Here is a 25,402-nt window from a genome sequence, read left to right as displayed (position 1 = left end):
AAATATCTACAACTAACCACTAATTACTTGTCACTATTTTTGAGCAATTTTTTCTTGACCACCCATATAATATTGTAAAGCTTCAGGAATAGTAATACTACCATCAGCATTTTGGTAGTTTTCCATAATTGCTGCTACTGTTCTACCAATTGCCAACCCAGAACCATTTAAAGTATGGACATGTCGGGTGTTGGCTCCTGCCTCTGGTCGATACTTAATCCCTGCTCTCCTAGCTTGAAAATCTTCAAAGTTACTACAAGAAGAGATCTCACGATAAGTATCATAACTTGGCATCCAAACTTCAATATCATACTTCTTAGCAGCAGTAAACCCTAAATCACCAGTGCACATATCCATTACTCGATAAGGCAATTCTAATCTCTGTAATATAGTCTCAGCATTTTCAACTAACCTTTCTAACTCATTATAGGAATCCTCTGGTTCAACAAATTTAACCATCTCAACCTTATTAAATTGATGTTGCCTAATAATTCCTCGTGTATCTCGACCATGAGCTCCTGCTTCTGCTCTAAAGCAAGCACTATATGCTACATGATAAATTGGTAAATCTTCTTTATCTAATATCTGGTCTCGATACATATTAGTAACTGGTACTTCAGCAGTTGGAATTAGATAATAATCTGTATCCTCAACCTTAAAAGCATCTTCTTCAAATTTAGGTAATTGTCCTGTACCTAACATACTATCTCGATGTACCATAAAAGGAGGAAATACTTCTCGATAATCATGCTCCTGAGTATGAATATCAAGCATAAAAGAAACTAAAGCTCTTTCTAACTTAGCTCCAGCTCCCTTTAAGAAAGTAAATCTAGAACCAGACACCTTAGCTCCTCGTTCAAAATCTAAAGTATCAAGTTCTGTCCCTAAATCCCAATGAGCTTGAGCTTCAAAGTCAAAACCTGTTGGTTCACCCCACTTACGATTACAGACATTATCTGACTCATCTTCTCCAACTGGAACGTCTTCATGAGGGATATTAGGGATTTGAAGCATAATATCATCTAACTGTTGATTATACTCTTTTACTTGCCCTTCTAATTCTTTAATTTTATCAGCAACTTCCCCCATTTTTTGGATTATCTTTTCTGCTTCCTCATCTTTTCCTTCTCTCTTTAATTGACCAATCTTAGCAGATTCTTCATTTCTTTTCTGTTGTAATTCTTCTACTTCTTGAATTAATTCTCTTCTTTTATCATCAATTTTAGTAAATTCATCAATTGGTGCTTCAGTTCCTCGCTGATCTAAAACTTCTTTAATTAAATCAATATTTTTTCTAACAAATCCTAAACCTAACATTTTTGTCCTCCTTTATAAACCTTAATCAGCTATAGTTAATACACTGATATCCAACATTCCATCTATATCTAATAATTTCTGTTCCAGTTGATCATTAATTTCCTGATCAATATTTAAGACCATAATTGCTTTACCACCGACATCATCTCGACCTACCTGCATACTGGCAATATTAATTTTATTCTCTCCTAAAATAGTTCCTACTTGACCTACTACTCCAGGCTGGTCCTGATGATCAGTAACTAACATGGTTCCTTCTGGCACAACATCAACTTCATAACCATTAATAGCTACAATCCTAGCTGTATCATGGAATATAGCACCACAAAGTTCTTTAGTCTCAGATTCACTCTCTACTTTAAGTGTAATTAAACTAGAGTAATCATCACTAGTACTACTTGTAGTTTCAGAAATCTTAATTCCCCTCTCTTGAGCAATCATCTCAGCATTTACACTATTTACATCCTCATCTAAGATAGGATTCAATAGTCCTTGTAATATACCTTTAGTAACTGGCGTTAATTCATATTCAGTTATTTCCCCTTCATAGATTACCTCAACTTCTTCTATTCTTTCATCATTCCAACCAGCATAAAACTGCCCTAATTTATCTGCTAAATCAATATACGGTTTAAGCTGAGCCATTTCATCAGGTTGCAAACGAGGTATATTTAATGGAGTTCGTGGTGGTTTACCATTTAGAACCATTAGAGCTTGTTTAGCAGCTTCAATAGCTACATTATCCATAGCAGCTACGGTAGTTCCACCTAAATGAGGAGCCAAAATTACTCTATTTTCTAATTCTAATAGATTATAATCTTTACCTGGTGGCTCTTCCTCATGAACATCTAAGCCAGCAGCTGCAACTTTACCACTTTTAACAGCATCATATAAATCAAATCGATCAATACAACCTCCTCGAGCTGCATTAATTATTCTAACTCCATCTTTCATCTTAGCAAATGTTTCTTCATTTAAAATATGGTCAGTCTCATCAGTTAATGGAGTATGTATAGTAACATAATCTGACCGTTGATATAATTCATCTTTACTTACTAACTCTACTCCTAACTTTTCTCCTCTCCCTTCAGGAATATATGGGTCATTAGCTATGACTTCCATATTAAAAGCTTTTGCTCTTTTAGCTACTTCTCCTCCTACTCTTCCTAAACCAATAATTCCCAATGTCTTATCATTAACTTCTACACCCATATACTTATTTCGATCCCAGATTCCTTCATGAAGAGCTTTATTAGCCTGAACTGTATTTCTAGATATAGCTAGCATTAAAGCCATTGTCTGTTCGGCTGCAGAAATAGTATTCTCTCCAGGTGTATTTAAAACAACAATTCCTCGTTTAGATGCAGCATCTATATCAATATTATCATAACCAGATCCTGCTCTAGCAATTACTTTTAGATTATCAGCATGGCTTAATACCTCTTCATTTAGTGGAGTCATACTTCTTAACATGATACCATCATATTTACCAATTTCCTCTAATAATTCATCATAAGATAACTCTGTATTATAAGTAACTTCAACTCCATTCTCCTCTAATAAGTCCATCCCAGCTTGAGAAAGTGGATCACTAGCTAATACTCTCATTATCTTCTCTCCTCCTCTAAAAATACTTTTTGTGCTGCTTGTAGACCTATTCCTAATTCAACTTCTAATCCTTCTTTCTGTAAGACCAATTCTAGAGCCGAAATAGTAGTTAACACATCAGTTCGACTAACATTTCCTAAATGACCAATTCTAAAGTAGTCTCCCTTTAGTTTGCCTTTACTACCAGTCACATAAACATTATGTTCATCCTTTAAACGCTGACGTAAAGTATTAAAATCTACTCCTGCTGGTAACTTAATAGCAGTTACTGTCTTAGAAGCAACTTCTTCATCATCTACTAATAAGTCTAAACCTAAAGCTTGCACTGCTTGACGAATAGCCTTGGCAACTACTTTATGACGTCTAAATACATTCTCTAACCCTTCATCTTTTATTTCAGCTAATACCTCGCGCAATACATATAAAGTTGAAAGAGCTGGAGTAGATGGTGTCTGGGTATCTCTATCATAACGACCTTTAGCTCGCTTAAAACTCCAGTAGAACTTAGGTAAATCTGAATTTCCTCCAACCTCTAAAGCCTTAGGACTAACACTAACTAAACATAAACCAGGTGGGGTCATTAATGCCTTCTGAGAGGAAGTTACAACTACATCTGCTCCCCACTCATCAGTCTTCAGTTCAATACCTCCTAAAGAACTAACTGCATCAACTAATAATAAAGCATTATGTTTATTAGCTAATTCACCAAGTGGTTGAGGATGATTAATAACTCCTGTAGAAGTTTCATTATGAGTCATTAAAACAGCTTTAATTTCTCCAGCTGTATCCTCTTCTAATCTTTTCTTTACCCTCTCTACATCAACTACTTCTCCCCAAGGAAAATTCATACGTTCAACATCTATTCCATACCTTTCAGCAATAGTAGCATACCGCTCACCAAAAGCGCCTGTACATAAAGCTAATACCTTATCACCTTCAGACAGAGTATTAGCAATTGAAGCCTCCAGACCTCCTGTTCCTGAGCAAGTCAAAGTTAAAACATCATTTTCAGTCTGAAAAACATACTTTAGCCCCTCAGTTACTTCTCTTAATAAATCCTCACACTCTTCTTCACGATGACCTATTATTTTTTGAGCTCCAGCTTGACGTGCATGCTCTGGAATTGGTGTTGGTCCAGGTAGCATTAATGTTCTCTTCTCCTTCATATTCTCAACTCCTCCTCAATACTCATATAAAGAGTCCCATTCTATTTAGTATTAGCCATAAATTAGATTTATGCCTTAGAAACTCTCGAAAATAAAAAAACTCCCCTCCATAACAATCCAAATTAAAGTTAGATTGCTAGGGACGAGAGAATATCTTCTCGCGTTGCCACCCTATTTGATCAATCGGAATGACCCACTTTATTGATGATAACGGTATCAAACCGGTATGATTTAATTCACCAACCACTCCTAGGTGGATTCAAATCCCTCTTATATCGGATCCCAGCAACTACCGACTCTCTTTAAATAAGAGGAGAATCTACTATTCCTACTCACAGTGTTTATCTAATCTTTTATTTTAGCTTATAACTAGTTGGAAATAATTATACAATATTATTAGCTGAAATTCAAGCTATTAACTAATAATTTAACTGCAAATTACCAGTTTTTTGACCTCTAAAATACTGATAAAGTATACCAGTTTGACTACTAATCTTTTTTCTAACTAAATTATTAGCTAATGTGACTCTATTAACTGCTCCTAATAAACGTTCTATCGGTGAAGGACGACCATAATAAATTAAATTTGGTGTTTCTTTGATCCCAGCTAATTTTGCTGTTTCATCTACAGCATCATAAAAATTACCTAACTTGTCCACTAAATCTAACTCTTTAGCTTGCTCTCCATCATAGATTCTACCATCTGCTAAATCCTTTACTTTATCTAGATTGATATTTCTTCCTTCAGCTACTATCTCTACAAAACGCTGATAAGCATTATTAACTAACCGTTGTAAAATCTTCTTCTCTTCTTTAGTCATATCTCTATTTGAGCTACCAATATCTTTATGAGGTCCGCTCTTAAAGGTTAAGTAATCAATTCCTATTTTATTGTATAATTCTTCTAAATCAGTAAACTTCATTATAACTCCTATGCTCCCTGTAATAGTATTGTGATTAGCATAAATTTCATCAGCTGCAGCAGAAATATAGTAACCACCTGAAGCAGCTATATCACCCATTGAAACTACTACTGGTTTCTTAGTATCTGATTTGAATTTTTTTAGTTCCCTATAAATAGCATCAGAAGCTGCTGAACTCCCCCCCGGTGTATTAACTCTAAGTAATATCGCTTTTACCTTTTTATCACCTTTAGCTTGATTAATATACTTCATAATCTGATTAGAACTTGCTTGAGTCTCTCCTAAAAACCCACCGCTATTGCCAGCCATAATTGGGCCGCTGACATTAATTACAGCAATACCTTCTCTTGGTTTCTCTTTAGAAACAAAATTATTAATAATAAAGTATCCAATTCCACCTATTACTAAAAGACTAACGATTAAAACTATAATTATTCCTAAAGCTAAATGTTTAAGCTCAACTTCCATTCAATTTCCTCCTTCAATAACATCACCATTCATTTTAGAATAACCACTAAATTATTAAATTATGCTATATTTATATTTAAGTAATAAATTTAATTTTCCTTTAGATTTTAAATAAACTATCACAAAAAATAAAAAACACCTGTTAAGGTGTACAAAAAACAGAATGGCTCCCCGAGCAGGACTTGAACCTGCGACAAAGTGGTTAACAGCCACTCGCTCTACCAACTGAGCTATCGGGGAACAATATAGTTTTATATATAGCAAATTCTGGCGGCGACCTACTCTCCCATAGGGCTACCCCTATAGTACCATCAGCGCTGGAGGACTTAACTACTGTGTTCGAGATGGGAACAGGTGTTGCCCCTCCGCAATCACCACCAGAATTATTTATTACACTTTCAAAACTGCACAATAATAACTTTATCTAGATTAAACCCTCGTTCTATTAGTACCAGTCAGCTTAATATGTCACCATACTTATACTCCTGGCCTATCTACCTGATAGTCTATCAGGGAACTTACTGGATTATTCCATGGGATATCTAATCTTGAGATCTGCTTCACGCTTAGATGCTTTCAGCGCTTATCAGTTCCGTACTTAGCTACCCAGCAATGCCATTGGTTGACAACTGGTCCACCAGCGGTACGTCCATCCCGGTCCTCTCGTACTGGGGATAGTTTCCCTCAAATATCCTGCGCCCACGGCGGATAGGGACCGAACTGTCTCACGACGTTCTGAACCCAGCTCGCGTGCCGCTTTAATGGGCGAACAGCCCAACCCTTGGAACCTGCTCCAGCTCCAGGATGCGACGAGCCGACATCGAGGTGCCAAACCTCCCCGTCGATGTGAACTCTTGGGGGAGATAAGCCTGTTATCCCCGGGGTAACTTTTATCCGTTGAGCGACGGCAATTCCATGCTCTACCGTCGGATCACTAAGCCCGACTTTCGTCCCTGCTCGACCTGTATGTCTCGCAGTCAGGCTCCCTTCTGCCTTTACACTCTTCGTGCGATTTCCAACCGCACTGAGGGAACCTTTGGGCGACTCCGTTACTCTTTAGGAGTCGACCGCCCCAGTCAAACTGCCTGTCTGAAACTGTCCTAACACTGGGTTACAGTGCGTAGTTAGAACGCCGGCACAATAAGAGTGGTATCCCATTGATGGCTCCATCGACACTAGCGCGCCGATTTCAATGCCTCCCACTTATACTGTACATAGTGTACCAAAGTTCAATATCAGACTGCAGTAAAGCTCCACGGGGTCTTTCCGTCCAGCCGCGGGTAGTCTGCATCTTCACAGACACTTCAATTTCACCGAGTCCTTCGTCGAGACAGTGCTTAGGTCGTTGCGCCATTCGTGCAGGTCGGAACTTACCCGACAAGGAATTTCGCTACCTTAGGACCGTTATAGTTACGGCCGCCGTTCACTGGGGCTTAAGTTCAATGCTTTGGATCTAAGTCCTAACATATCCCCGTGACCTTCCAGCACCGGGCAGGCGTCAGCCCCTATACTTCGACTTGCGTCTTAGCAGAGACCTGTGTTTTTGGTAAACAGTCGCCTAAGCTTCTTTGTTGCAACCTCTTCGAGCATAACTCTATTGAGGCACCCCTTCTCCCAAAGTTACGGGGCTAGTTTGCCGAGTTCCTTGACGAAGGTTCACTCGCTCGCTTTAGAATTCTCATCCAGTCCACCTGTGTCAGTTTGGGGTACGGGTACCTATCACCTTGCTAGAGGTTTTTCTTGGCAGTAGAGAATCAACTTCTTCGTTCCCGTAGGAACTCCTGATCACACTTCAAAGTTATCAATGGTCCGGATTTGCCTAAACCATCCTTCTAAGTGTTTCAACCTGTCATACCGTTGACAGGCAAGTCTATCTTCCTGCGTTACCCCTTCGCTCAAATGCTAATAGGTAGCGTCGGAATTTTGACCGACTATCCATCGCCTACGCCTTTCGGCCTCGGCTTAGGTCCCGGCTTACCCTGAGCGGACGAGCCTTGCTCAGGAAACCTTGGACTTTCAGCGAACAGGATTCTCACCTGTTTCTCGTTACTCATACCGGCATTATCGCTTCTATACAGTCCACAGCTCCTTCCGGTACTGCTTCAGTCCGTATAGAATGCTCCCCTACCATTGGATAACCAATTCGCAGTTTCGGTGGTAGACTTGAGCCCCGGATATTTTAGGCGCAAGACCACTCGACCAGTGAGCTATTACGCACTCTTTAAATGAATGGCTGCTTCTAAGCCAACATCCTGGTTGTCTAGGCAGTCTCACTTCCTTTGCCACTTAGTCTACACTTTGGGACCTTAACTGGCGATCTGGGTTGTTTCCCTCTCGACTATGAAGCTTATCCCACATAGTCTGACTCTTAAGCTTTCTGTATTAGGATTCGGAGTTTGAATGGATTCGGTAGCTTGGGTAAGCCCCTAGTCCAATCAGTGCTCTACACCCAATACAGCCGTCTTAAGGCTAGCCCTAAAGCTATTTCGGGGAGAACCAGCTATCTCCGAGTTCGATTGGCCTTTCACCCCTATCCACAGTTCATCCCATGGCTTTTCAACGCCAACGCGGTTTGGACTTCCACAGGCTGTTACACCTGCTTCATCCTGACCATGGATAGGTCACTCGGTTTCGGGTCTATGCTAAGCGACTTGCGCCCTCTTCAGACTCGCTTTCGCTACGGCTTCACCTTTTAGGCTTAACCTCTGCCACTTCACATAACTCGCCGGTTCGTTAAGCAAAAAGCACGCCATTAGGCTGATATATATACGCCCTCTGACCGCTTGTAAGCATATGGTTTCAAGGTCTATTTCACTCCCCTCTCGGGGTTCTTTTCATCTTTCCCTCACGGTACTGGTTCACTATCGGTCGCCAGATAATATTTAGCCTTAGGAGATGGTCCTCCTTACTTCCCACGAGGTTCCACGTGACTCATGGTACTCAGGTACTATCTAAGCCTCTTTTAACTTTCATCTACAGGACTATTACCTTCTGTGGTGTGGCTTTCCAACCACTTCGACTAGCTAAAAGTCAGCTTATGATACTTCATAGTAGTATCGTGATAGCCCTACGACTCTATAATAGCAATGCCTATGAGCTTTTACACTATTACAGTTTGGGCTATTCCCCTTCCGCTCGCCGCTACTTAGGGAATCGCTTTTGCTTTCTTTTCCTAGGGTTACTAAGATGTTTCAGTTCACCCGGTTACCTTCCTAGAGTTATTTTAATTCACTCTAAGATGACATGGGTTACCATGTCAGGTGCTCCCATTAGGATATCCTTGAGTCATCACTTGTTTGCAGTTCGTCAAGGCTTATCGCAGCTTGCCACGTCCGTCATCGGTTTCTGGCGCCTAGATATCCACCATACGCCCTTACTAGTTTAATCTAGACTCGGTTAATCGTTGTTATTGTGCAGTTTTCAAGGTGCAATTAAGAACTATAAAAGTCCTAAATGGTGGAGATAGTCGGGTTCGAACCGACGACCTCCGCCTTGCAAGGGCGGCGCTCTCCCAGCTGAGCTATATCCCCACGTATGGTGGGTCTAAGTGGATTTGAACCACTGACCTCACGCTTATCAGGCGTGCGCTCTGACCAACTGAGCTATAGACCCATATCTTATTAAGAGAGACTCAGTCTCTCAAAACTAAACAATGTAACATTCCAACTACCCTCAGCGTTTAACTCCTTAGAAAGGAGGTGATCCAGCCGCACCTTCCGGTACGGCTACCTTGTTACGACTTCACCCCCCTTATCGGGCACACCTTCGGCGCTTCTCTCACTTGGTTGAGTCAGCGACTTCTGGTGCCCCCAACTCGGGTGGTGTGACGGGCGGTGTGTACAAGGCCCGGGAACGTATTCACCGTGACATTCTGATCCACGATTACTAGCGACTCCAGCTTCATGCAGATGAGTTGCAATCTGCAATCCGAACTGAGACTCACTTTGCAGGATTGGCTCTACCTTGCGGTCTCGCTTCCTTTTGTGTAAGCCATTGTAGCACGTGTGTAGCCCAGAACATAAGGGGCATGATGACTTGACGTCATCCCCACCTTCCTCCGCGTTCTTCCGCGGCAGTCTCCTTAGAGTCCCCATCATTACATGCTGGCAACTAAGAATAAGGGTTACGCTCGTTGCGGGACTTAACCCAACATCTCACGACACGAGCTGACGACAGCCATGCACCACCTGTCATTTCTGTCCCCGAAGGGAACTTCTCTGTTAAAAGAATATCAGAAAGATGTCAAGTTCTGGTAAGGTTCTTCGCGTTGCTTCGAATTAAACCACATGCTCCGCCGCTTGTGCGGGCCCCCGTCAATTCCTTTGAGTTTCAACCTTGCGGTCGTATTCCCCAGGCGGGATACTTAAAGCGTTAACTACGGCACCGAGGGAGTTGAACCCCCAACACCTAGTATCCAGCGTTTACAGCTAGGACTACCGGGGTATCTAATCCCGTTTGATACCCTAGCTTTCGTGCCTCAGCGTCAGAGTCAGACCAGGAGACTGTTTTCACCATTGGTATTCTTCCTAATATCTACGTATTTCACCACTACACTAGGAATTCCATCTCCCTCTTCTACTCTCAAGTCTAACAGTTTCAAAGGACTTTCACTAGTTGAGCTAGTGGCTTTCACCTCTGACTTGCTAGACCGCCTGCGCACCCTTTACGCCCAGTAATTCCGGACAACGCTTGCCCCTTACGTGTTACCGCGGCTGCTGGCACGTAATTAGCCGGGGCTTTCTTTTGAGGTACCGTCATACCTAGCAGTTGTTCACTACTAAGTTGTTCTTCCCTCAAGACAGAGCTTTACGACCCTAAGGCCTTCATCACTCACGCGGCATTGCTCCGTCAGGCTTTCGCCCATTGCGGAAGATTCCCCACTGCAGCCTCCCGTAGGAGTCTGGGCCGTGTCTCAGTCCCAGTGTGGCCGATCGCCCTCTCAGGCCGGCTACCCATCGTTGCCTTGGTAAGCTGTTATCTTACCAACTAGCTAATGGGACGCAAGCTCATCTTTAAACGATAGTAATCCATCTTTCCTCTAAAAAGAGTATATCCAGTATTAGCCACCCTTTCGAGTAGTTATCCCAGATTTAAAGGTAGATAACTTACGCGTTACTCACCCGTTCGCTGCTTTACTCGTTACCCGAAGGTAACTTTCTCGCACAACTTGCATGTGTTAAGCATGCCGCCAGCGTTCGTCCTGAGCCAGGATCAAACTCTCCGAAAAAAGGAAATGAGTTTGACACTGACTTCGGAATAGTCGGATGTTACATTGTTTAGTTTTCAAAGACCGAAATCTCTGTCGCCTTTTCAAGCGACATTTACTATATTATCAAACGTTTGTCTTTCTGTCAAGAAGTTTTCTGGATTGTTTTTGCTTGTCCATAAAATTTCTTTTATCTATCACAAATACCATTATAATAAATTATTTTCTATTTGTCAACACTCTTTTCAAATATTAAATATAAAATATAAATAAAAAAACATTTTCAAATTATATAGTTTTTGTAGACAACGCTAATTATATTAACATTTTAGTTTCTAACTGTCAAGAATAAAAATAAAATTTATCACATATTTTCTTATAAAAACGCAAAGATAGTTAATAAGGAGGTTATACATTATAATGAAATTATTAATTATTATCTTTAACTTCATCTATTCATCCTATTTTCTATTCTTACTTCTTTTTTCAGGTGGACTAATTTTAACTTTAGATGTTTATCACCATTATCAAATAAATAATACGAGGGATATTCTAATTTCAAGAATAATTGGCTTTCTTTATATTTTATTAGGGTTATTTAGTTTTATAATAAATAAGATAATCATTAGTCTTGGAATTTAATCATTCCCACTTGCCTAATATAAGCTTGAACATCAACTTTTAGTTTAATCTGTGGATACTTTTGACTCCAAGTAATATTTTGCCAGTAATCAGGATAATAAGCTCGCACATATTCTCCTACTCCCCAAATATCTGATTGAAATTTATTTTGGGTTTTTTGAATAACTGTTCTAATCTCTTTTCTCAATTTATTTTCAATACGACTCTCTATTTCCCTAACTACCTCTTCTCTACTTAAATTCGACTGGTTAAGTTGCTCTGTTATCTTAGTCTCTGTTTCAATATTGATATTTATAATTAATTGATCAGCTTTTAGTTTAGGTTTTAAATAAGTATATACTTCCTCAACTGAAATTGTTAATCTATCAATTTCAGTTGTTGGATCAGAAATTATTAAATTGCCTTTATCGTTAACTCCTAAAATGCGTTGATAATAAATAGTTTCAGATTCACTCAAACTACCTACAAATTTATCTTCTTCAAAAACTGCTAAACCTATATAATCTATTTCTTCCTTATTTGCTTTAACCATAACTGCTGCAGGTTCTTCACCTGGATTAGATAAATGAATAAAAAAATCTCCTAATCTTAAATTAGGTATTTTTCCCATATCTACTCCATTATTAAGCATATGCATTAGATAGATAGCAGGAACTGATTCTAACTTAGGTTTTGATTTTATCACATTTCTAGCACCATTTTGAGAAACTAATAACCAGCTTAGTCTTCTTACCTCAGGTAGATTACGAAAAAAGTTTAAATATTTATTTATTCCTTCTTTAGCTAATTGCTGATCAAAAACTATTACTCGCAAATGACCAAAAAATAATTGCTGGTTCATTTTATTCTGTAAATTGTTAATGGCTCCAGCTATACTATTACCTACACTACTTACTACCCAAGTAACATCCTCCCCTCCTTTTTCTGCCATCTTAGAAGCAATAGGAGCTTGAATAGTAACTTTAATTTTGTTTTCTTTAGTCACTTGTTTCTTTTCTGCTTCTACAAAATCAATACCTATAGCTAAAATAGGAACTCTATCTTCAATATCTCTTCTATCCCAACAACCTGATAATAAATTTAATAATAGAATAATGATTAATAATTTAACTATCTTCTTCATTAAAATCCCTACCTCTTTGTCCTCTTATTATAGATAAAATTAATAATATTAAAGGGATTATAGTTGTAAGTACTATTCCTATTAAAGACATTATATCTATTAAATTAAATAATTCATAAGTATTTCTAGGGGCCAATGCCACCAAATATAATATTGGTAATAAAGGAGCAATTAGAGTACGATTATCATCTAAATTTAGTATTTGAGCTGCTCCAATGGATAATCCATATAATAGATTAGAAGCTGTAGTAAAAATTGCAATAACCCAAATTGTAATAAAAGCAACTTCTAACCTCTCAAATAATAAACTAAAGAAATGAGTCGACTTAATTAACTCAAAGGTGGGCCAAACTAAGTTCTTTAACTCAAAAGCTCCAAAAACAGCTAAGCAGGCAAGCATAATTATTACTACTATACAAGATGGTATTATCCAGCCCTTAAGTCCATATTCTAACGTTAACTTCTTAGTTGTAATATGAGGAATAAAAATAGTTATTATCTCGAAACCTAGTAAGCTAAAGTAAGCTGAAATACTACCTTTTAAAATATTGAGACTATTATATCCTCTAAAAAGAGGGAATACTTGAACTGTTTCTCCATGACCAAAGGATGTAACAGCTAAAACTAATAAGGGGATAATTAGAATTAAAGTATATAATTCATTTACTCTACCTATAACTTGAATATCTTTACGTGCTAAATAAGTAACTATCATTAACATACTAATCATAATAATTTCTAAAGGAGTGGTAGGTAAAATAGCAGTAACTAATAATTCACTAAAAGCCCTAATACCTAAAGCAACACTTACAAACCAATATACTATGAAAAATAGTCCTATTAATTTACCTACTATCTTACCTAATATCTTAGGCATATACTCAAAAATATTATCTCTAGGAAATCTTAAACCTAATTTAATAATAACTAAAAGGTTAAACAAAAAAATTAAAGTAGCTAAAACAACTGCTAAAGTAGATCCTGTATCTGAAAATCTAACAACTGATCTAGGTAAAAATAAGATTCCAACTCCAATTACGGTATTAATAATTATAGCACTAAACTGCCTTTCAGTAATTTTTCCCTGTTTTCTAATCTTTATCACCTTCATTAGGCTTTTGTTTATCTGAATCTTGAGTTCGCATTGCTTTTGGTCTAGCAATCATCTTCCATAAAGGGAATCTAATAATACTATCTTTTAAATCATTGAGTCTAGATGGAGCATATGGAGTTAAGTAAGGAATTCCAAAAGACTTCAAAGAAGCTAGATGAACTGTAATAATTATTAGACCCAATATTAACCCATAAAGACCAAAGCTAGATGCTAGAGCCATTAATACAAAACGTAAAACTCTAATAGCAATAGCGGCACTATAGTTAGGCGTAGTAAAAGAACCTAAAGTAGTTAATGCTACAATAATTACCATACCTGGACTGACTAATCCAGCTTGAACTGCTGCATTACCAATAATTAAAGCACCTACAATACCGATTGTAGAACCAATCAAATTAGGTAGACGTACACTAGCTTCTCTTAATAATTCTATAATTCCTTCCATTAAAAAAGCTTCTAGGTAAGAGGGTAAAGGAACTTGAGCCCTTCCTCCAGCAATTGATAACATAAAAACAGTAGGTATCATTTCAATATGAAAAGAGGTTAAAGATATGTATAAAGCAGGCAAAACCAATGAAATTGCTCCACCGATGAATCTAATAATTCTAATCAAACTAGCTATAATAAATCGTTGATAATAATCTTCTGGTGAATGATAAAACTGATCAAATACTGCCGGAGCAATTAAAGCAAAAGGAGTTCCATCAACTATAATAATAATTCTACCTTCTAATAAATTACCTACTGCTTTATCTGGCCTTTCCGTATTCTGAAGTTGAGGAAAAGGGGAGAAGGGAGTATCCTCTACAAACTGTTCTATATACCCAGACTCTAAAACCCCATCTACTTCTATATTAGTTACTCTCTTGGTTATTTCATCTACTATGTGCTGATTAGTCACATCCTCAATGTAAATAATAGATATATCAGTCTTACTTCTTTGACCAACAGTATGACTCTTTATTCTCAATCTTGGATCTCTTAAACGTCGTCTAATATGAGCTGTATTAGTTCTTAAATTTTCAGTAAAACCATCTCTTGGTCCACGAATAACTGACTCAGTAGTAGGTTCAGAAATTCCTCGAGCATCCCAACCACGACTACTAATTAATAGTCCTTTGGCCAGTCCATCAATTAATAGTAAAGAGTCTCCTGATAAAATTAGTTTCAGCATTTTAGATAGTTTCTTATGCTGATTAACCCCACTAATAGTTATTACAGAATCTTGAATTAAATTTATTCTTTCTTCAGGAGAATTATTAATTAGTTCTTCTTCTTCTAAATCATTTAGTAAAGGGCTAATTAAATTTAAGTTTAATAAATCATTATTAACTAAGCCATCTATGTATATTAATAAAGCTGGGAATTCCTCCTTACCAGCTAAATTAAATTCTCTAAATACTACATCATTACTTTCTCCTATTAATTTTTTTAATATTTCTTTATTCTCTTTTAAATTAGTTGTTAACTCTTGATCCCCTAATTCTTCTTTTACTTCTTTTTTATTAAAGTTTACCATCTGATGTAATTTGTTTTTAAATTTATCCCAAACCATCTATTACCTCCTTTCCTCTTTTATTATGTACCAAAACTATTTTCAATATAATTAAATCTTAGTTACCAAATTTAATTCTTTACAGTATAATTAATCTATTTTTTCTAAAACTATAGTAAGAATAATAATTTAAGTGGTGATAATAATGAAAAAAGTTTATAGTTTTTTGTTAATTATTAGCTTAATAATTACTGGATGTAACTTAGATCTAGAAGAAATAAATCCTCTAACTTCTCCTCCACCTGCTAAGAAAAAGATTACAATTGGAGTTAGCATTGCTGAACCTCAAGCAGAAATATCTAAAATAATCAAAAAAGCCTTTATAAAAAATGAAATAAAGAATAGAGTAAAGATCATTTGGAAAAATACTGACAATAAATTAGAAGAACAGAAAAAAGATATTAATAATTTAATTAAACAAAAAGTAGATGCTATTATTATTAAATCATTAAATACAGGTAAGAAAGGAACTAAAATTATAAAAACAATTAAAGAAGCAAATATACCTATTATTGCTCTAGATAAACTACCTAATAATACAGATGTGGATGCTTTTATAAGTGCAAATAATTTTAAAATAGGACAGCTACAGGCTAGATACTTAATTGACCAGATTGATAAAAAAGGAAAGTTAATAATTCTTAAAGGAGAGAAAGAAGACAAAATTGCTAAAGATATAACAAAAGGTAATAAAGAAGAAATTAAAAAATATAAAAAAGTAAAGATAGTTAAAGAAACTTGGCATACTAACTGGTCTGAAAAGTTAGCTGCAAAAACAATACAAGAAATCCTTAAGAATAATAAAGATATCAAAGGTATTTTAGCAAATAATGATCAACTTGCTTTAGAAGCTATAAAAATTATACAAAATAAAAAATTTAACCAACAAATAACCATTGTTGGTGCTAATGCAAGTAAAGAGGGAACAGCTGCTATAAAAAAAGAATTGTTAAATGCTACTATAGATAAAATGCCTTATATCAGAGCTCTCAATAGCTTAAAAGTTGCTACCTTTATTGCTAGAGATGAAAAGTGGAATTGGGATAACAAAATCAGTAATGGTCCATATAACATTAAACTGGTTACTACTCCTGTAAAATTGATTAACAAATATAATATTCATGATTTACAGCAACGTTGGGAAAATATACACAATAAAAAAAAGGAATAAGCCTAGGCTTATTCCTCATCTTCTATTTCTAAATCTTTTTTTGAATTTATTCTTGATATAGCTACTACCTGATCCTCATCAACTCTCATACATCTTACCCCTTGAGTATTACGACCAGTAGTAGAAATTTCAGCAATTGAGGTACGTAATAAGTATCCTTGAGCTGTAATCATAATAATTTCATCTTCTTCATCTACTAATTCAATATCTATTAAATCACCATTAACCTCAGTTTTATTCAAGGTAATAAGTCCTTTACCACTTCTACCTTGTAAACTATATTGATTTATAGGAGTTCGCTTACCATAACCTTCTTCGGTGATAATCAATAAATCTTGGTTGTTATTTTTAACTATTTCTACACCTTGTAGCTTATCATCAGGAGCAAGTTCAATACCTTTAACCCCTGTAGCAGTTCGGCCCATATCTCTAACATCTTTTTCCGAGAATTTAATAGCCAAACCTTCTTTAGTAGCTAAAACAACTTCTTCTTCTCCATTAGTCAATCCTATATCGACTAGTTTATCATTTTCTCTTACATTCAAAGCAATCAATTTAGAATAATTGGTATTAAATTCTGATAAACTGGTTTTCTTAACAATTCCTTGTTGAGTAGCCATAAATAGATATTGATTATCATTATACTCAGAAATTGAAGAAATAGCAACAACCTCTTCATCCATATCTAAATCAAGTAGATTAATAATTGGAATTCCTCTAGCTTGACGGCTGCTTTCTGGAATTTGATATCCCTTTAAACGATGGACATAACCCTGATTGGTAAAGAATAATATATAGTCATGGGTAGAATTAACTTGAATATTATCTACTACATCCTCATCTTTAGTCCTAATAGCAATAACTCCTTTACCATTTCGATGCTGGTTACGATAAGTATCTAGAGACATTCTTTTGATATATCCATCTTCAGTTAAAACAACTACAATCTCTTCTTCATCAATTAAATCTTCTATCTCTAGGTCAATTTCCTGATCTTGAATATCTGTTCTTCGATTATCTTTATACTTAGCTCGCATCTCTGATAATTCTTCTTTGATAATATCTAATAGTTTTTCTTCACTATTTAAAATAGAATTATAATAACTGATCTTATCTGTTAAGTTAGAGTATTCAGATTCAATTTTTTCTTGTTCTAAATTAGTTAATCGATGTAACTTCATATCTAAGATTGCCTTAGCTTGCTTATCAGAAAATTTAAATCTATTAATTAATCTATCCTGAGCTATATTAGAACTGTCTGAGCTACGAACTATCTTAATTACCTGTTCTATATTATTTAAAGCCTTCTTAAATCCTTCTAAGATATGGGCTCTAGCTTCGGCTTTGTCTAAATTATACTCTGTTCTTCTAGTAATTACTTCCTTTTGATGAGCTATATAATGCTCTAGAACTTTCTTAACACCTAATATCTTAGGTTCACCATCTACTAGGGCCAACATAATAATTCCAAAAGTAGTCTGTAATCTAGTATGCTTATATAATTTATTTAAAGTAACTTGAGGATTAATACCACGTTTCAATTCAATAACTACTCTTAACCCTCTTCTGTCTGATTCATCTCGTAGATCACTAATACCTTCTACTTTATCATCTCGGACTAATCTAGCAATCTTCTCTATAAGTTTCGCCTTATTTACCTGATATGGAATCTCTGTAATTACAATTCGATATTTATTAGACCCCATCTCTTCAGTAGTAGATTTGGCCCGCAACTTGACTTTTCCTCTACCAGTTTCAAAATAATCCTTAATTGGCTTACGTCCCATAATAATTCCACCAGTAGGAAAATCAGGGCCCTTAATAATCTTCATTAAATCTTTAGCATCTAAGTCTGGATTATCGATTAGAGCTATGGTACCATCTATAACTTCCTTTAGATTATGAGGTGGAATATTAGTACTCATTCCTACTGCAATACCTGATGAACCATTGATTAATAAATTAGGTAATTTAGCTGGTAAAACTTCAGGTTCCTGTAAAGTACCATCAAAGTTATCAACAAAATCTACTGTATCTTTTTTGATATCTGATAATAATTCTGTAGTAACTTCAGTCATTTTAGCTTCTGTATATCTCATAGCTGCAGCAGAATCTCCATCTATTGAACCAAAATTACCATGACCATCTACTAGCTGATAACGATAAGAAAAGTCTTGGGACATTCTCACCATAGTATCATAAACTGCTGTATCACCATGAGGGTGGTACTTACCTAACACCTCTCCTACAATTCTAGCTGACTTCTTATGCGGTCGATTAGGTTTTAAACCTAAATCATTCATAGCATATAATACTCTTCGATGAACAGGCTTTAGTCCATCACGTACATCTGGTAAAGCCCGTCCTACAATTACACTCATTGCATAATCAATATAAGCATCCTGCATTTCATCTTCAATATCTACCTGTCTTACTCGTTGAGCATTTACTTCAGTCATAACTCTCCCCCTACACATCTAGATTCTGTACTTCTTTAGCATGTTGTTGAATAAATTCACGACGTGGTGCTACTTTATCTCCCATTAACTTAGTGAAAATCTCGTCAGTCAAGACAGCATCATTGATTTGTACTTGTAATAGAGTTCTATTCTCAGGATCCATAGTCGTCTTCCATAACTGAGTAGGGTTCATTTCACCAAGACCCTTATATCTTTGAATTGAAGTACCTTTCTTACCAATCTCAGACAATAATTGATTCAATTGTTGTTCTTTATAGACATAATCTTCTTTTCTACCCTTAGTAACTTTGTACAATGGCGGTTGAGCAATATAGACCATTCCTTCTTCTAATAAAGGTCTCATATATCGATAAAAGAATGTAAGTAATAAAGTCCTAATATGTGCTCCATCAACATCAGCATCAGTCATGATGATAATCTTTTCGTAACGAAGATTACTAATATCAAATTCATCTGCTATTCCAGTTCCTAAAGCAGTAATCAAAGATCTAATCTCTTTATTACTTAAAATTCTATCTAGTCTCGACTTTTCCACATTAAGTATTTTACCTTTTAAAGGTAAAATAGCTTGAAACCCTCTATCTCGACCTTGCTTAGCTGATCCCCCAGCAGAATCTCCCTCTACAATATAGAGTTCGCTCTTTTCAGGATCTCTAGAAGAACAATCAGCTAATTTTCCAGGCAATGCTGTACTAACTAAAGCATTTTTACGTTTAGTTAACTCTCTAGCCTTTTGAGCAGCTTCTCTAGCTTGAGCAGCAGCAATAGCCTTCTTTACTATCTTCTCCCCTAACTCTGGATTCTCATTTAAAATGGTGCTTAAACTCTGAGAAACCATAGAATCAACTATACCTCTGATTTTACGGTTAGCTAACTTTGTTTTAGTCTGTCCTTCAAATTGAGGATCAGTTAATTTAACATTGATAATAGCTACAATTCCTTCTCTAATATCTTCACCAGAAAGATTATCATCATTTTTCTTTAAGAAATTATTCTTTCGAGCATAATCATTAATTGTCCTTGTGATAGCTGACTTAAATCCACTAAGATGAGTTCCACCTTCATGAGTGTTAATATTATTAGCAAAGGTGAATATTTTTTCCGTATAATCTGTATTATATTGAATAGCTATCTCAATATCTGTATCATCTATTTTTTCTTCAAAGAATATTACTTCTTCATGGATTGGAGTATGGTGTTCATTAATATTTTCAACAAAAGATATAATTCCACCATCATACTTGAATTCTTCTGTTTTTTCTTCACGCTGATCTGCAACTACAATCCTAACTCCTTTATTTAAATAAGCTAACTCCTTAAACCTTTGAACTAATGTCTCATAATCATACTTAAGTTCTTCAAAAATTTCTTGATCAGCTTTAAATTTAATCTTAGTTCCTGTTTCTTCTGCTTCTCCAATTACTTCTAAATCTGCCTCTGGAATTCCCTGGTGATATTTCTGATAATAAACTTTACCATTCCGATGTACTTCAACTTCTAACCATTCAGATAAAGCATTAACTACAGATACTCCTACTCCATGTAATCCTCCAGAAACTTTATATCCTTCTCCTTCAAACTTACCTCCAGCATGCAAAACAGTCATTACTACTTCTACAGCCGGTCTGTTCATCTTAGCATGAGGTGCAACAGGAATTCCTCGTCCATTATCTTCAACTGTAATAATTCCTCCTGATTCAATTGTAACCTCAATTGTATCACAATAACCAGCTAAAGCTTCATCTATACTATTATCTACTACCTCGTATACTAAGTGATGTAATCCTTTCTTTTCTGTACTTCCTATATACATTCCAGGACGTTTTCTAACAGCTTCTAAGCCCTCTAGTACTTGAATTTGATCGGCATCATAATTAACTTCTTGCTTCATGCATATAAACCTCCATTATGAATTTTCTTCAGTGTCCAAATTATAAATAAAATTAACTCTCTTTTTTAAAGTGTCTGAAGAAATCATAGAGTAGTATATTTTTTCCTCAGTAACAACAAAAGAACTGGGATCTCCTTCAGAATAATCAATAATAAATCCCTCTTCTTTTGCTATTTTGAGAAAATCACAAGTCTCTGGTGAATCAGTTGTCGCTTCCCAATCTGCTATCATAACTACATCTTGAGCAGGGATGGTATAACCACCACCTAAGTGTAACAAAATATCTCCTCCTTAACTACCTAGATCATAATAAATCTTTATATAATTATACTTCTTCTGCTACACCACTTTTAATTTTAAATAATTTATAATCAGATCTTAATTTATTTAAATTAGCCTGATCCGTACTTGTAATAAAAGTCTGGATTTTATCTTCAACTGTCTTTAATAGTTGTCTTGAACGTTTAGCATCTAATTCAGAAAAAACATCATCTAGTAATAAAACTGGATATTCTCCAGTCTCGGACTTCATGAATTCTAGTTCTGACAACTTTAGTGCTAAAGCCGTCGTTCGTTGCTGACCTTGAGAACCAAATTTTCTAATATCAATTCCATTAACTATCAGGGAAATATCATCTCTATGTGGGCCAACAGTTGTTACACCCCGTCTTATTTCCTTCTGCTTTTGTTGCTGAAGATAAGAGATGAAAGCCTTTTTTATACTCTCCAACGATTTACTATGATCTACTTTTAATTTAGTATCATACTTTAATTCAAGAGTTTCTAAACCATCAGTTAATTCCCGTTGTTTTAATCTAGCCAAAGGAACTAATTTATCTAAAGCCTCAAGTCTACGTTTAATAATTTTAGCTCCTAAATCCACTAACTGCTGATTCCAAACTTCCAACATATCAGTTGGAGCTCCATTGTCTCGAATTTCTTTGAGTAAATTATTTCTCTGTTTTAAAACCTGTCTATAATCCGTCAATAAATGATTATAATAACTACTAACTTGAGATAATTCTAAATTAATAAATTTTCTCCGTAATGAAGGACTTCCTTTAACTAATTTTAAATCTTCAGGAGAAAAAATAACAACATTTAGGTAACCTATTAAGTCACTGATTCGATTTAGTTTATTGGAATTAACTTTAACTTCTTTACTTCTACCCTCTAGACTGACTGATAACTGATAATCTTGATTTTTCTTAATCACTTCACCTTTAAGATAAAACTTTTTATGTTGCCAATTAGCCAGTTCTGACGTTACGTTAGTTCGGTGTGAAGAACCAGTTCCTAACAGATAGATAGCCTCTAATAGATTAGTTTTTCCTTGAGCGTTAGATCCAATAAAAAAATTTAACTGTTGGTTAAATTTTAAATGCTGTTGTTTATAATTTCTAAAGTTATTGAGATATAATTGGGATAATCTCACTCTCTGTCGCTCACCTCTAAGAAGAAGTTACTTGATAACTAGTTCCTCTATATTCCACTACATCATCCACAGTCAAGGTTCTAGCTCTCTTTTCTTCTACTTCTCCATTAACTTTAACTTTTCCTGCTTGAACAACAACCTTAGCTTCTCCACCAGTAGAAACTAAGTTGGCCCATTTTAAAAATTGATCTAGATTAATAGTTTCAGTTTTAATCTTTACTTCTTGCATAAATTACTACCTCCTTAGAATACTTTTAAGCACTTCTTACTGGCATGATAACAGAAATATATTTATCAGAATCTGTCTTAACAACCCCTGGTGCTAGTGCTCCTGATAGTTCCATTTTTATTTTATCCTCATCTATAACCTTTAAACAATCTATTAAATAACTGGCATTAAAAGCAATTTCCGTTTCTGGACCAGTAAGGGAAATGGTTACCTCTTCATAAGCTTGTCCAACTTCTGGAGCATTAGAGGTAATTATTAATCTTTCTGATTCAAAATTAATTTTAATTACATTAGACTCCTTTTTAGCTAATAAGGCTGCTCGTTTAGCAGATTGTAATAAAGTGTCCTTATCTACTTCAACTTTAGATTTTGTTTGATTTGGAATAACTTGTTTATAATTTGGAAATTGTCCTTCAATTAAACGAGAAACAATTGAAATACCAGCAAAATTAAATAAAATTTGATTTTCAGTAATAGTAATTTCAACTTTATCTTCTGTTTTATCTAGTAATTTACTTAGTTCAGATAAAGTTTTTTTAGGTATGATTACTTCTTCCTGTTCAGAATTAATCTGATCAACCTCATCTTCTCTATAAGCTAAACGATATGTATCTGTAGCCACTAATTTAATAATTTCGTCTTCTAAAATCAATAATCCTCCTGTTAAGAATGGCTTACTTTCATCTTCAGAAATTGCAAATTCTATTTGATTAATAAGATCTTTTAATCTTTGTTGTGAAATTGAAAATCTAGTATTTGATTCTATTTCTGGAAGTAAAGGAAATTCATCAGCTGCTGAACCATGAATATTAAATTGTGAATGGCCACATTTAATTTGAGAAGTATTATTAGAAGGTTCTGTAGCCATAATTACCTTTTGGTTTGGTAACTCTCGAATAATACTAGCTAAATATTTAGCTGGTAATACTATATCGCCTTCTTCAATTACATTAGCTTCTATAAAACATTCTATTCCTATTTCTAAATCGGTACCTACTAGTTTTAAAGTATTTCCGGTAGTGCGCAATAAAATACCTGATAAAATTGGTAAAGTTGTCTTTGAAGAGACAGCCTTTTTAACAGTTTGAATAGCTTGATAAAATTCTTTCTGATTAATTTCTATTTTCATCTCTATCCTCCTTTGCTGTTACTATGTATTTATATACTACATAAGTTACATATATACTATTATTATTATATATATAATATATACTAGTAGTAGTAGTAGTAGGGGCTGTGGATAATGTGGATAACTGCCCTCAGCCCTTGAAATGACAACCGTCACGCTTGTGGATAGATTGTGGATAAGTTGTGGATAAGTCACAAAGTTATCCACAGGTTGTGGATGAAATGATTTTCAAAAAGTTATCAACAATTTATCCACAGGGTTATCCACAGGGTTATCCACAGGCATCTAATGTTTAATCTTACTTAATAATTCATTTATTTCCTTTTTAAATTCAGGTTCAGTTGAAATTTTCTTTTTAATTTTATCATAAGCGTGTAAAACTGTACTATGATCTCTACCACCAAATTTATTTCCAATTTGAGGTGAAGAAAGCTCAGTTAACTCTCTAGTAAAGTACATAGCTATTTGGCGAGGAAATGCAATAGCCCTAGTTCTTTTTTTAGATTCCATATCTTTCAATTTAATATCATAATATTCAGCTACAATTTTTTTAATCAGTTCAACTGTAATTTCTTTATCTCCAGTCTGACTATTTTCATTTTGATTATTAATGTTTTCAAGCACCTGATTAGCTAAGTCAACTGTTATTTTTTGATTAGAAAAAGAAGAATAAGCAATTACTCTAATTAATGCACCTTCTAATTTTCTAATATTAGACTTTATTTTATTAGCAATGTAAACAATAACATTATCTGGTACTTCTAATCCTTCTAAGGCAGCTTTTTTCTTTAGAATAGCAATTCTAGTTTCTAAATCGGGTTCTTGTATATCAGTGATTAATCCCCATTCAAAGCGTGATCTTAATCTTTCCTCTAAAGTAGGAATCTCTTTTGGTGGACGATCACTAGATATAATAATTTGTTTATTAGCATCATGTAGAGCGTTAAAAGTATGAAAGAATTCCTCTTGAGTTCTTTCTTTACCAGCTAAGAATTGAATATCATCAATTAACAGAACATCTATATTACGGTATTGATTACGGAAGTCAATTGTTTTGTCATCTCTAATAGAATTAATTAATCTATTAGTAAATTCTTCAGAAGTAAGGTACATTACTTTAATATTTGAATTATGTTCAAGTATATAATGTCCAATTGCATGCATGAGATGTGTTTTTCCCAAGCCTACATCACCATAAATAAAGAGAGGATTATATGCTTTAGCCGGAGCTTCAGCAACTGCCAAAGAAGCAGCATGAGCAAAACGATTACTATTACCAATTACAAAGCTATCGAAAGTATATTTAGAATTTAAAGCTGGTAGTTCAACTTCAGTTTTTTCTTTTTTAGGTTCTGGTTCATTTTTGGTCTGGGAAGGAGTTTCTTCTTCTTCTTGAATTAGCATTTCTTTTTCTTTCATTTCTGGAATTATAAATTTAACTTTATAACAATTGCCAGTTACTTCTGTAATAACTTCTTCAATTAATTTTGAATATCTTGTTTCCAACCAATCTTTAGCAAATTCATTAGGAACTTCTATTAAAAATATATTATTTTTAATAGCCAGTGCTGTCGTTGATTTAAACCATGTTTCATAACTGGGAGTACTGAGTTTAGTTTTTATTTTTTCTAAGGTATTTTTCCAAATTTCTTCAGTCTTTTTTTTGTACACAATAATATAACCTCCTACTAGATAAAGATATCCACAAAATTGTGCATAACTTTGTGGATATCTTGTGTTTATTTGGGATAAAGCTAAAAAAAGATTAGTTGTCCACAGTTTTAATAGTTATTGTGGATAACTAATCCCCATTTGAGGTATATTGACTTTTATTTAGATGTCATAGAATAATGTTAACAAATTACTATCACTTTATCAACAGTTTTTGTGGATAATTAGATCTAATTATAGTTGAAATAATCTGATATTTCTTGACAGAAGTTAA

General features: G+C 35.0%; 16 protein-coding genes, 3 tRNA genes, 3 rRNA genes and 1 other annotated feature. Of the genes, 2 read left to right on the top strand and 20 right to left on the bottom strand.

What is annotated here, in order from left to right; genetic code table 11:
- Window positions 1-33: 33 nt before the first annotated feature.
- From serS to ACYQ39_RS08065, 10 genes are all read right to left on the bottom strand, one after another.
- Complete coding sequence (gene serS, locus ACYQ39_RS08110) at window positions 34-1,317, bottom strand: serine--tRNA ligase (protein WP_459841986.1); 1,284 nt, start codon at window positions 1,315-1,317, stop codon at window positions 34-36.
- A gap of 21 nt (window positions 1,318-1,338) precedes the next feature.
- The gene (serA, locus tag ACYQ39_RS08105; protein WP_459841984.1) at window positions 1,339-2,925 is read right to left on the bottom strand and encodes a phosphoglycerate dehydrogenase; all 1,587 of its coding nucleotides are present in this window, start codon (window positions 2,923-2,925) and stop codon (window positions 1,339-1,341) included.
- Window positions 2,925-4,091, bottom strand: coding sequence for a pyridoxal-phosphate-dependent aminotransferase family protein (locus ACYQ39_RS08100; protein WP_459841983.1), 1,167 nt, complete (start codon window positions 4,089-4,091; stop codon window positions 2,925-2,927). Before ACYQ39_RS08100 ends, serA begins: the two co-directional genes overlap by 1 nt.
- A 135-nt stretch (window positions 4,092-4,226) precedes the next feature.
- Window positions 4,227-4,436 (bottom strand) — a binding site (T-box leader).
- 74 nt (window positions 4,437-4,510) lie between these two features.
- A complete protein-coding gene (gene sppA / locus ACYQ39_RS08095) occupies window positions 4,511-5,482 on the bottom strand; it encodes a signal peptide peptidase SppA (protein ID WP_459841981.1) in 972 nt (323 codons plus the stop codon).
- A 164-nt stretch (window positions 5,483-5,646) separates the two neighbouring features.
- Window positions 5,647-5,722 (bottom strand) — tRNA-Asn (locus ACYQ39_RS08090).
- Between the two features lie 25 nt (window positions 5,723-5,747).
- Window positions 5,748-5,864, bottom strand: a 5S ribosomal RNA gene (rrf, locus tag ACYQ39_RS08085).
- 43 nt (window positions 5,865-5,907) lie between these two features.
- Window positions 5,908-8,869, bottom strand: a 23S ribosomal RNA gene (locus tag ACYQ39_RS08080).
- Between the two features lie 67 nt (window positions 8,870-8,936).
- A tRNA-Ala gene (locus ACYQ39_RS08075) sits at window positions 8,937-9,012 on the bottom strand.
- A gap of 5 nt (window positions 9,013-9,017) precedes the next feature.
- Window positions 9,018-9,094, bottom strand: a tRNA-Ile gene (locus ACYQ39_RS08070).
- Window positions 9,095-9,173: 79 nt separating this feature from the next.
- Window positions 9,174-10,709, bottom strand: a 16S ribosomal RNA gene (locus ACYQ39_RS08065).
- Together the 16S, 23S and 5S rRNA genes with 3 tRNA genes alongside form the textbook arrangement of a ribosomal RNA operon.
- Before the next feature lie 399 nt (window positions 10,710-11,108).
- Between ACYQ39_RS08065 and ACYQ39_RS08060 the strand changes: the two genes are divergently transcribed.
- Window positions 11,109-11,330, top strand: coding sequence for a CLC_0170 family protein (locus ACYQ39_RS08060; protein WP_459841979.1), 222 nt, complete (start codon window positions 11,109-11,111; stop codon window positions 11,328-11,330).
- Here ACYQ39_RS08060 and ACYQ39_RS08055 read toward each other — a convergent pair.
- From ACYQ39_RS08055 to ACYQ39_RS08045, 3 genes are read right to left on the bottom strand one after another with little or no spacing between them, the layout of a single operon-like run.
- Window positions 11,314-12,453, bottom strand: a complete 1,140-nt coding sequence (locus ACYQ39_RS08055; RefSeq protein WP_459841977.1) for a Ger(x)C family spore germination protein — start codon at window positions 12,451-12,453, stop codon at window positions 11,314-11,316. The two genes, ACYQ39_RS08060 and ACYQ39_RS08055, sit on opposite strands and share 17 nt — an antisense overlap.
- Window positions 12,437-13,564, bottom strand: a complete 1,128-nt coding sequence (locus tag ACYQ39_RS08050; RefSeq protein ID WP_459841976.1) for a GerAB/ArcD/ProY family transporter — start codon at window positions 13,562-13,564, stop codon at window positions 12,437-12,439. Before ACYQ39_RS08050 ends, ACYQ39_RS08055 begins: the two co-directional genes overlap by 17 nt.
- Window positions 13,545-15,122, bottom strand: coding sequence for a spore germination protein (locus ACYQ39_RS08045; protein ID WP_459841974.1), 1,578 nt, complete (start codon window positions 15,120-15,122; stop codon window positions 13,545-13,547). Before ACYQ39_RS08045 ends, ACYQ39_RS08050 begins: the two co-directional genes overlap by 20 nt.
- Window positions 15,123-15,267: 145 nt before the next feature.
- Here ACYQ39_RS08045 and ACYQ39_RS08040 point away from each other — a divergent pair, with 145 nt between their 5' ends.
- Window positions 15,268-16,293, top strand: coding sequence for a sugar ABC transporter substrate-binding protein (locus ACYQ39_RS08040; RefSeq protein ID WP_459841972.1), 1,026 nt, complete (start codon window positions 15,268-15,270; stop codon window positions 16,291-16,293).
- Window positions 16,294-16,301: 8 nt separating this feature from the next.
- Here ACYQ39_RS08040 and gyrA read toward each other — a convergent pair whose 3' ends face one another.
- From gyrA to dnaA, 7 genes are all read right to left on the bottom strand, one after another.
- A complete protein-coding gene (gene gyrA, locus ACYQ39_RS08035) occupies window positions 16,302-18,752 on the bottom strand; it encodes a DNA gyrase subunit A (protein ID WP_459841970.1) in 2,451 nt (816 codons plus the stop codon).
- Window positions 18,753-18,762: 10 nt separating this feature from the next.
- Complete coding sequence (gyrB, locus tag ACYQ39_RS08030) at window positions 18,763-20,664, bottom strand: DNA topoisomerase (ATP-hydrolyzing) subunit B (protein WP_459841968.1); 1,902 nt, start codon at window positions 20,662-20,664, stop codon at window positions 18,763-18,765.
- A 15-nt stretch (window positions 20,665-20,679) separates the two neighbouring features.
- Complete coding sequence (gene remB / locus ACYQ39_RS08025) at window positions 20,680-20,946, bottom strand: extracellular matrix regulator RemB (RefSeq protein ID WP_459844312.1); 267 nt, start codon at window positions 20,944-20,946, stop codon at window positions 20,680-20,682.
- Between the two features lie 43 nt (window positions 20,947-20,989).
- Window positions 20,990-22,099 (bottom strand): DNA replication/repair protein RecF, encoded by a 1,110-nt coding sequence (gene recF / locus ACYQ39_RS08020; RefSeq protein ID WP_459841966.1) that lies wholly within the window; start codon window positions 22,097-22,099, stop codon window positions 20,990-20,992.
- Between the two features lie 16 nt (window positions 22,100-22,115).
- Window positions 22,116-22,328, bottom strand: coding sequence for an RNA-binding S4 domain-containing protein (locus tag ACYQ39_RS08015; RefSeq protein WP_459841965.1), 213 nt, complete (start codon window positions 22,326-22,328; stop codon window positions 22,116-22,118).
- 25 nt (window positions 22,329-22,353) lie between these two features.
- On the bottom strand, window positions 22,354-23,457 hold the full coding sequence (dnaN, locus tag ACYQ39_RS08010; protein ID WP_459841963.1) for a DNA polymerase III subunit beta: 1,104 nt from the start codon (window positions 23,455-23,457) through the stop codon (window positions 22,354-22,356).
- Window positions 23,458-23,742: 285 nt separating this feature from the next.
- Window positions 23,743-25,128, bottom strand: a complete 1,386-nt coding sequence (gene dnaA, locus ACYQ39_RS08005) for a chromosomal replication initiator protein DnaA (protein ID WP_459841961.1) — start codon at window positions 25,126-25,128, stop codon at window positions 23,743-23,745.
- Window positions 25,129-25,402: the final 274 nt, after the last annotated feature.

It is taken from the genome of Halanaerocella petrolearia, assembly GCF_054657875.1.
The sequence above is the reverse complement of the archived record's forward strand: the minus strand, read 5'-3'. Positions and strand labels throughout refer to the sequence as shown.

Excerpts from the sequence above, each read along its gene's own strand:
- gyrB (WP_459841968.1), bottom strand. The coding sequence starts at position 20,664 with ATGAAGCAAGAAGTTAATTATGATGCCGATCAAATTCAAGTACTAGAG.
- ACYQ39_RS08055 (WP_459841977.1), bottom strand. The coding sequence starts at position 12,453 with ATGAAGAAGATAGTTAAATTATTAATCATTATTCTATTATTAAATTTA.
- ACYQ39_RS08045 (WP_459841974.1), bottom strand. The coding sequence starts at position 15,122 with ATGGTTTGGGATAAATTTAAAAACAAATTACATCAGATGGTAAACTTT.
- serS (WP_459841986.1), bottom strand. The coding sequence starts at position 1,317 with ATGTTAGGTTTAGGATTTGTTAGAAAAAATATTGATTTAATTAAAGAA.
- ACYQ39_RS08040 (WP_459841972.1), top strand. The coding sequence starts at position 15,268 with ATGAAAAAAGTTTATAGTTTTTTGTTAATTATTAGCTTAATAATTACT.
- ACYQ39_RS08015 (WP_459841965.1), bottom strand. The coding sequence starts at position 22,328 with ATGCAAGAAGTAAAGATTAAAACTGAAACTATTAATCTAGATCAATTT.
- ACYQ39_RS08060 (WP_459841979.1), top strand. The coding sequence starts at position 11,109 with ATGAAATTATTAATTATTATCTTTAACTTCATCTATTCATCCTATTTT.
- dnaN (WP_459841963.1), bottom strand. The coding sequence starts at position 23,457 with ATGAAAATAGAAATTAATCAGAAAGAATTTTATCAAGCTATTCAAACT.
- sppA (WP_459841981.1), bottom strand. The coding sequence starts at position 5,482 with ATGGAAGTTGAGCTTAAACATTTAGCTTTAGGAATAATTATAGTTTTA.
- ACYQ39_RS08100 (WP_459841983.1), bottom strand. The coding sequence starts at position 4,091 with ATGAAGGAGAAGAGAACATTAATGCTACCTGGACCAACACCAATTCCA.
- serA (WP_459841984.1), bottom strand. The coding sequence starts at position 2,925 with ATGAGAGTATTAGCTAGTGATCCACTTTCTCAAGCTGGGATGGACTTA.
- ACYQ39_RS08050 (WP_459841976.1), bottom strand. The coding sequence starts at position 13,564 with ATGAAGGTGATAAAGATTAGAAAACAGGGAAAAATTACTGAAAGGCAG.
- gyrA (WP_459841970.1), bottom strand. The coding sequence starts at position 18,752 with ATGACTGAAGTAAATGCTCAACGAGTAAGACAGGTAGATATTGAAGAT.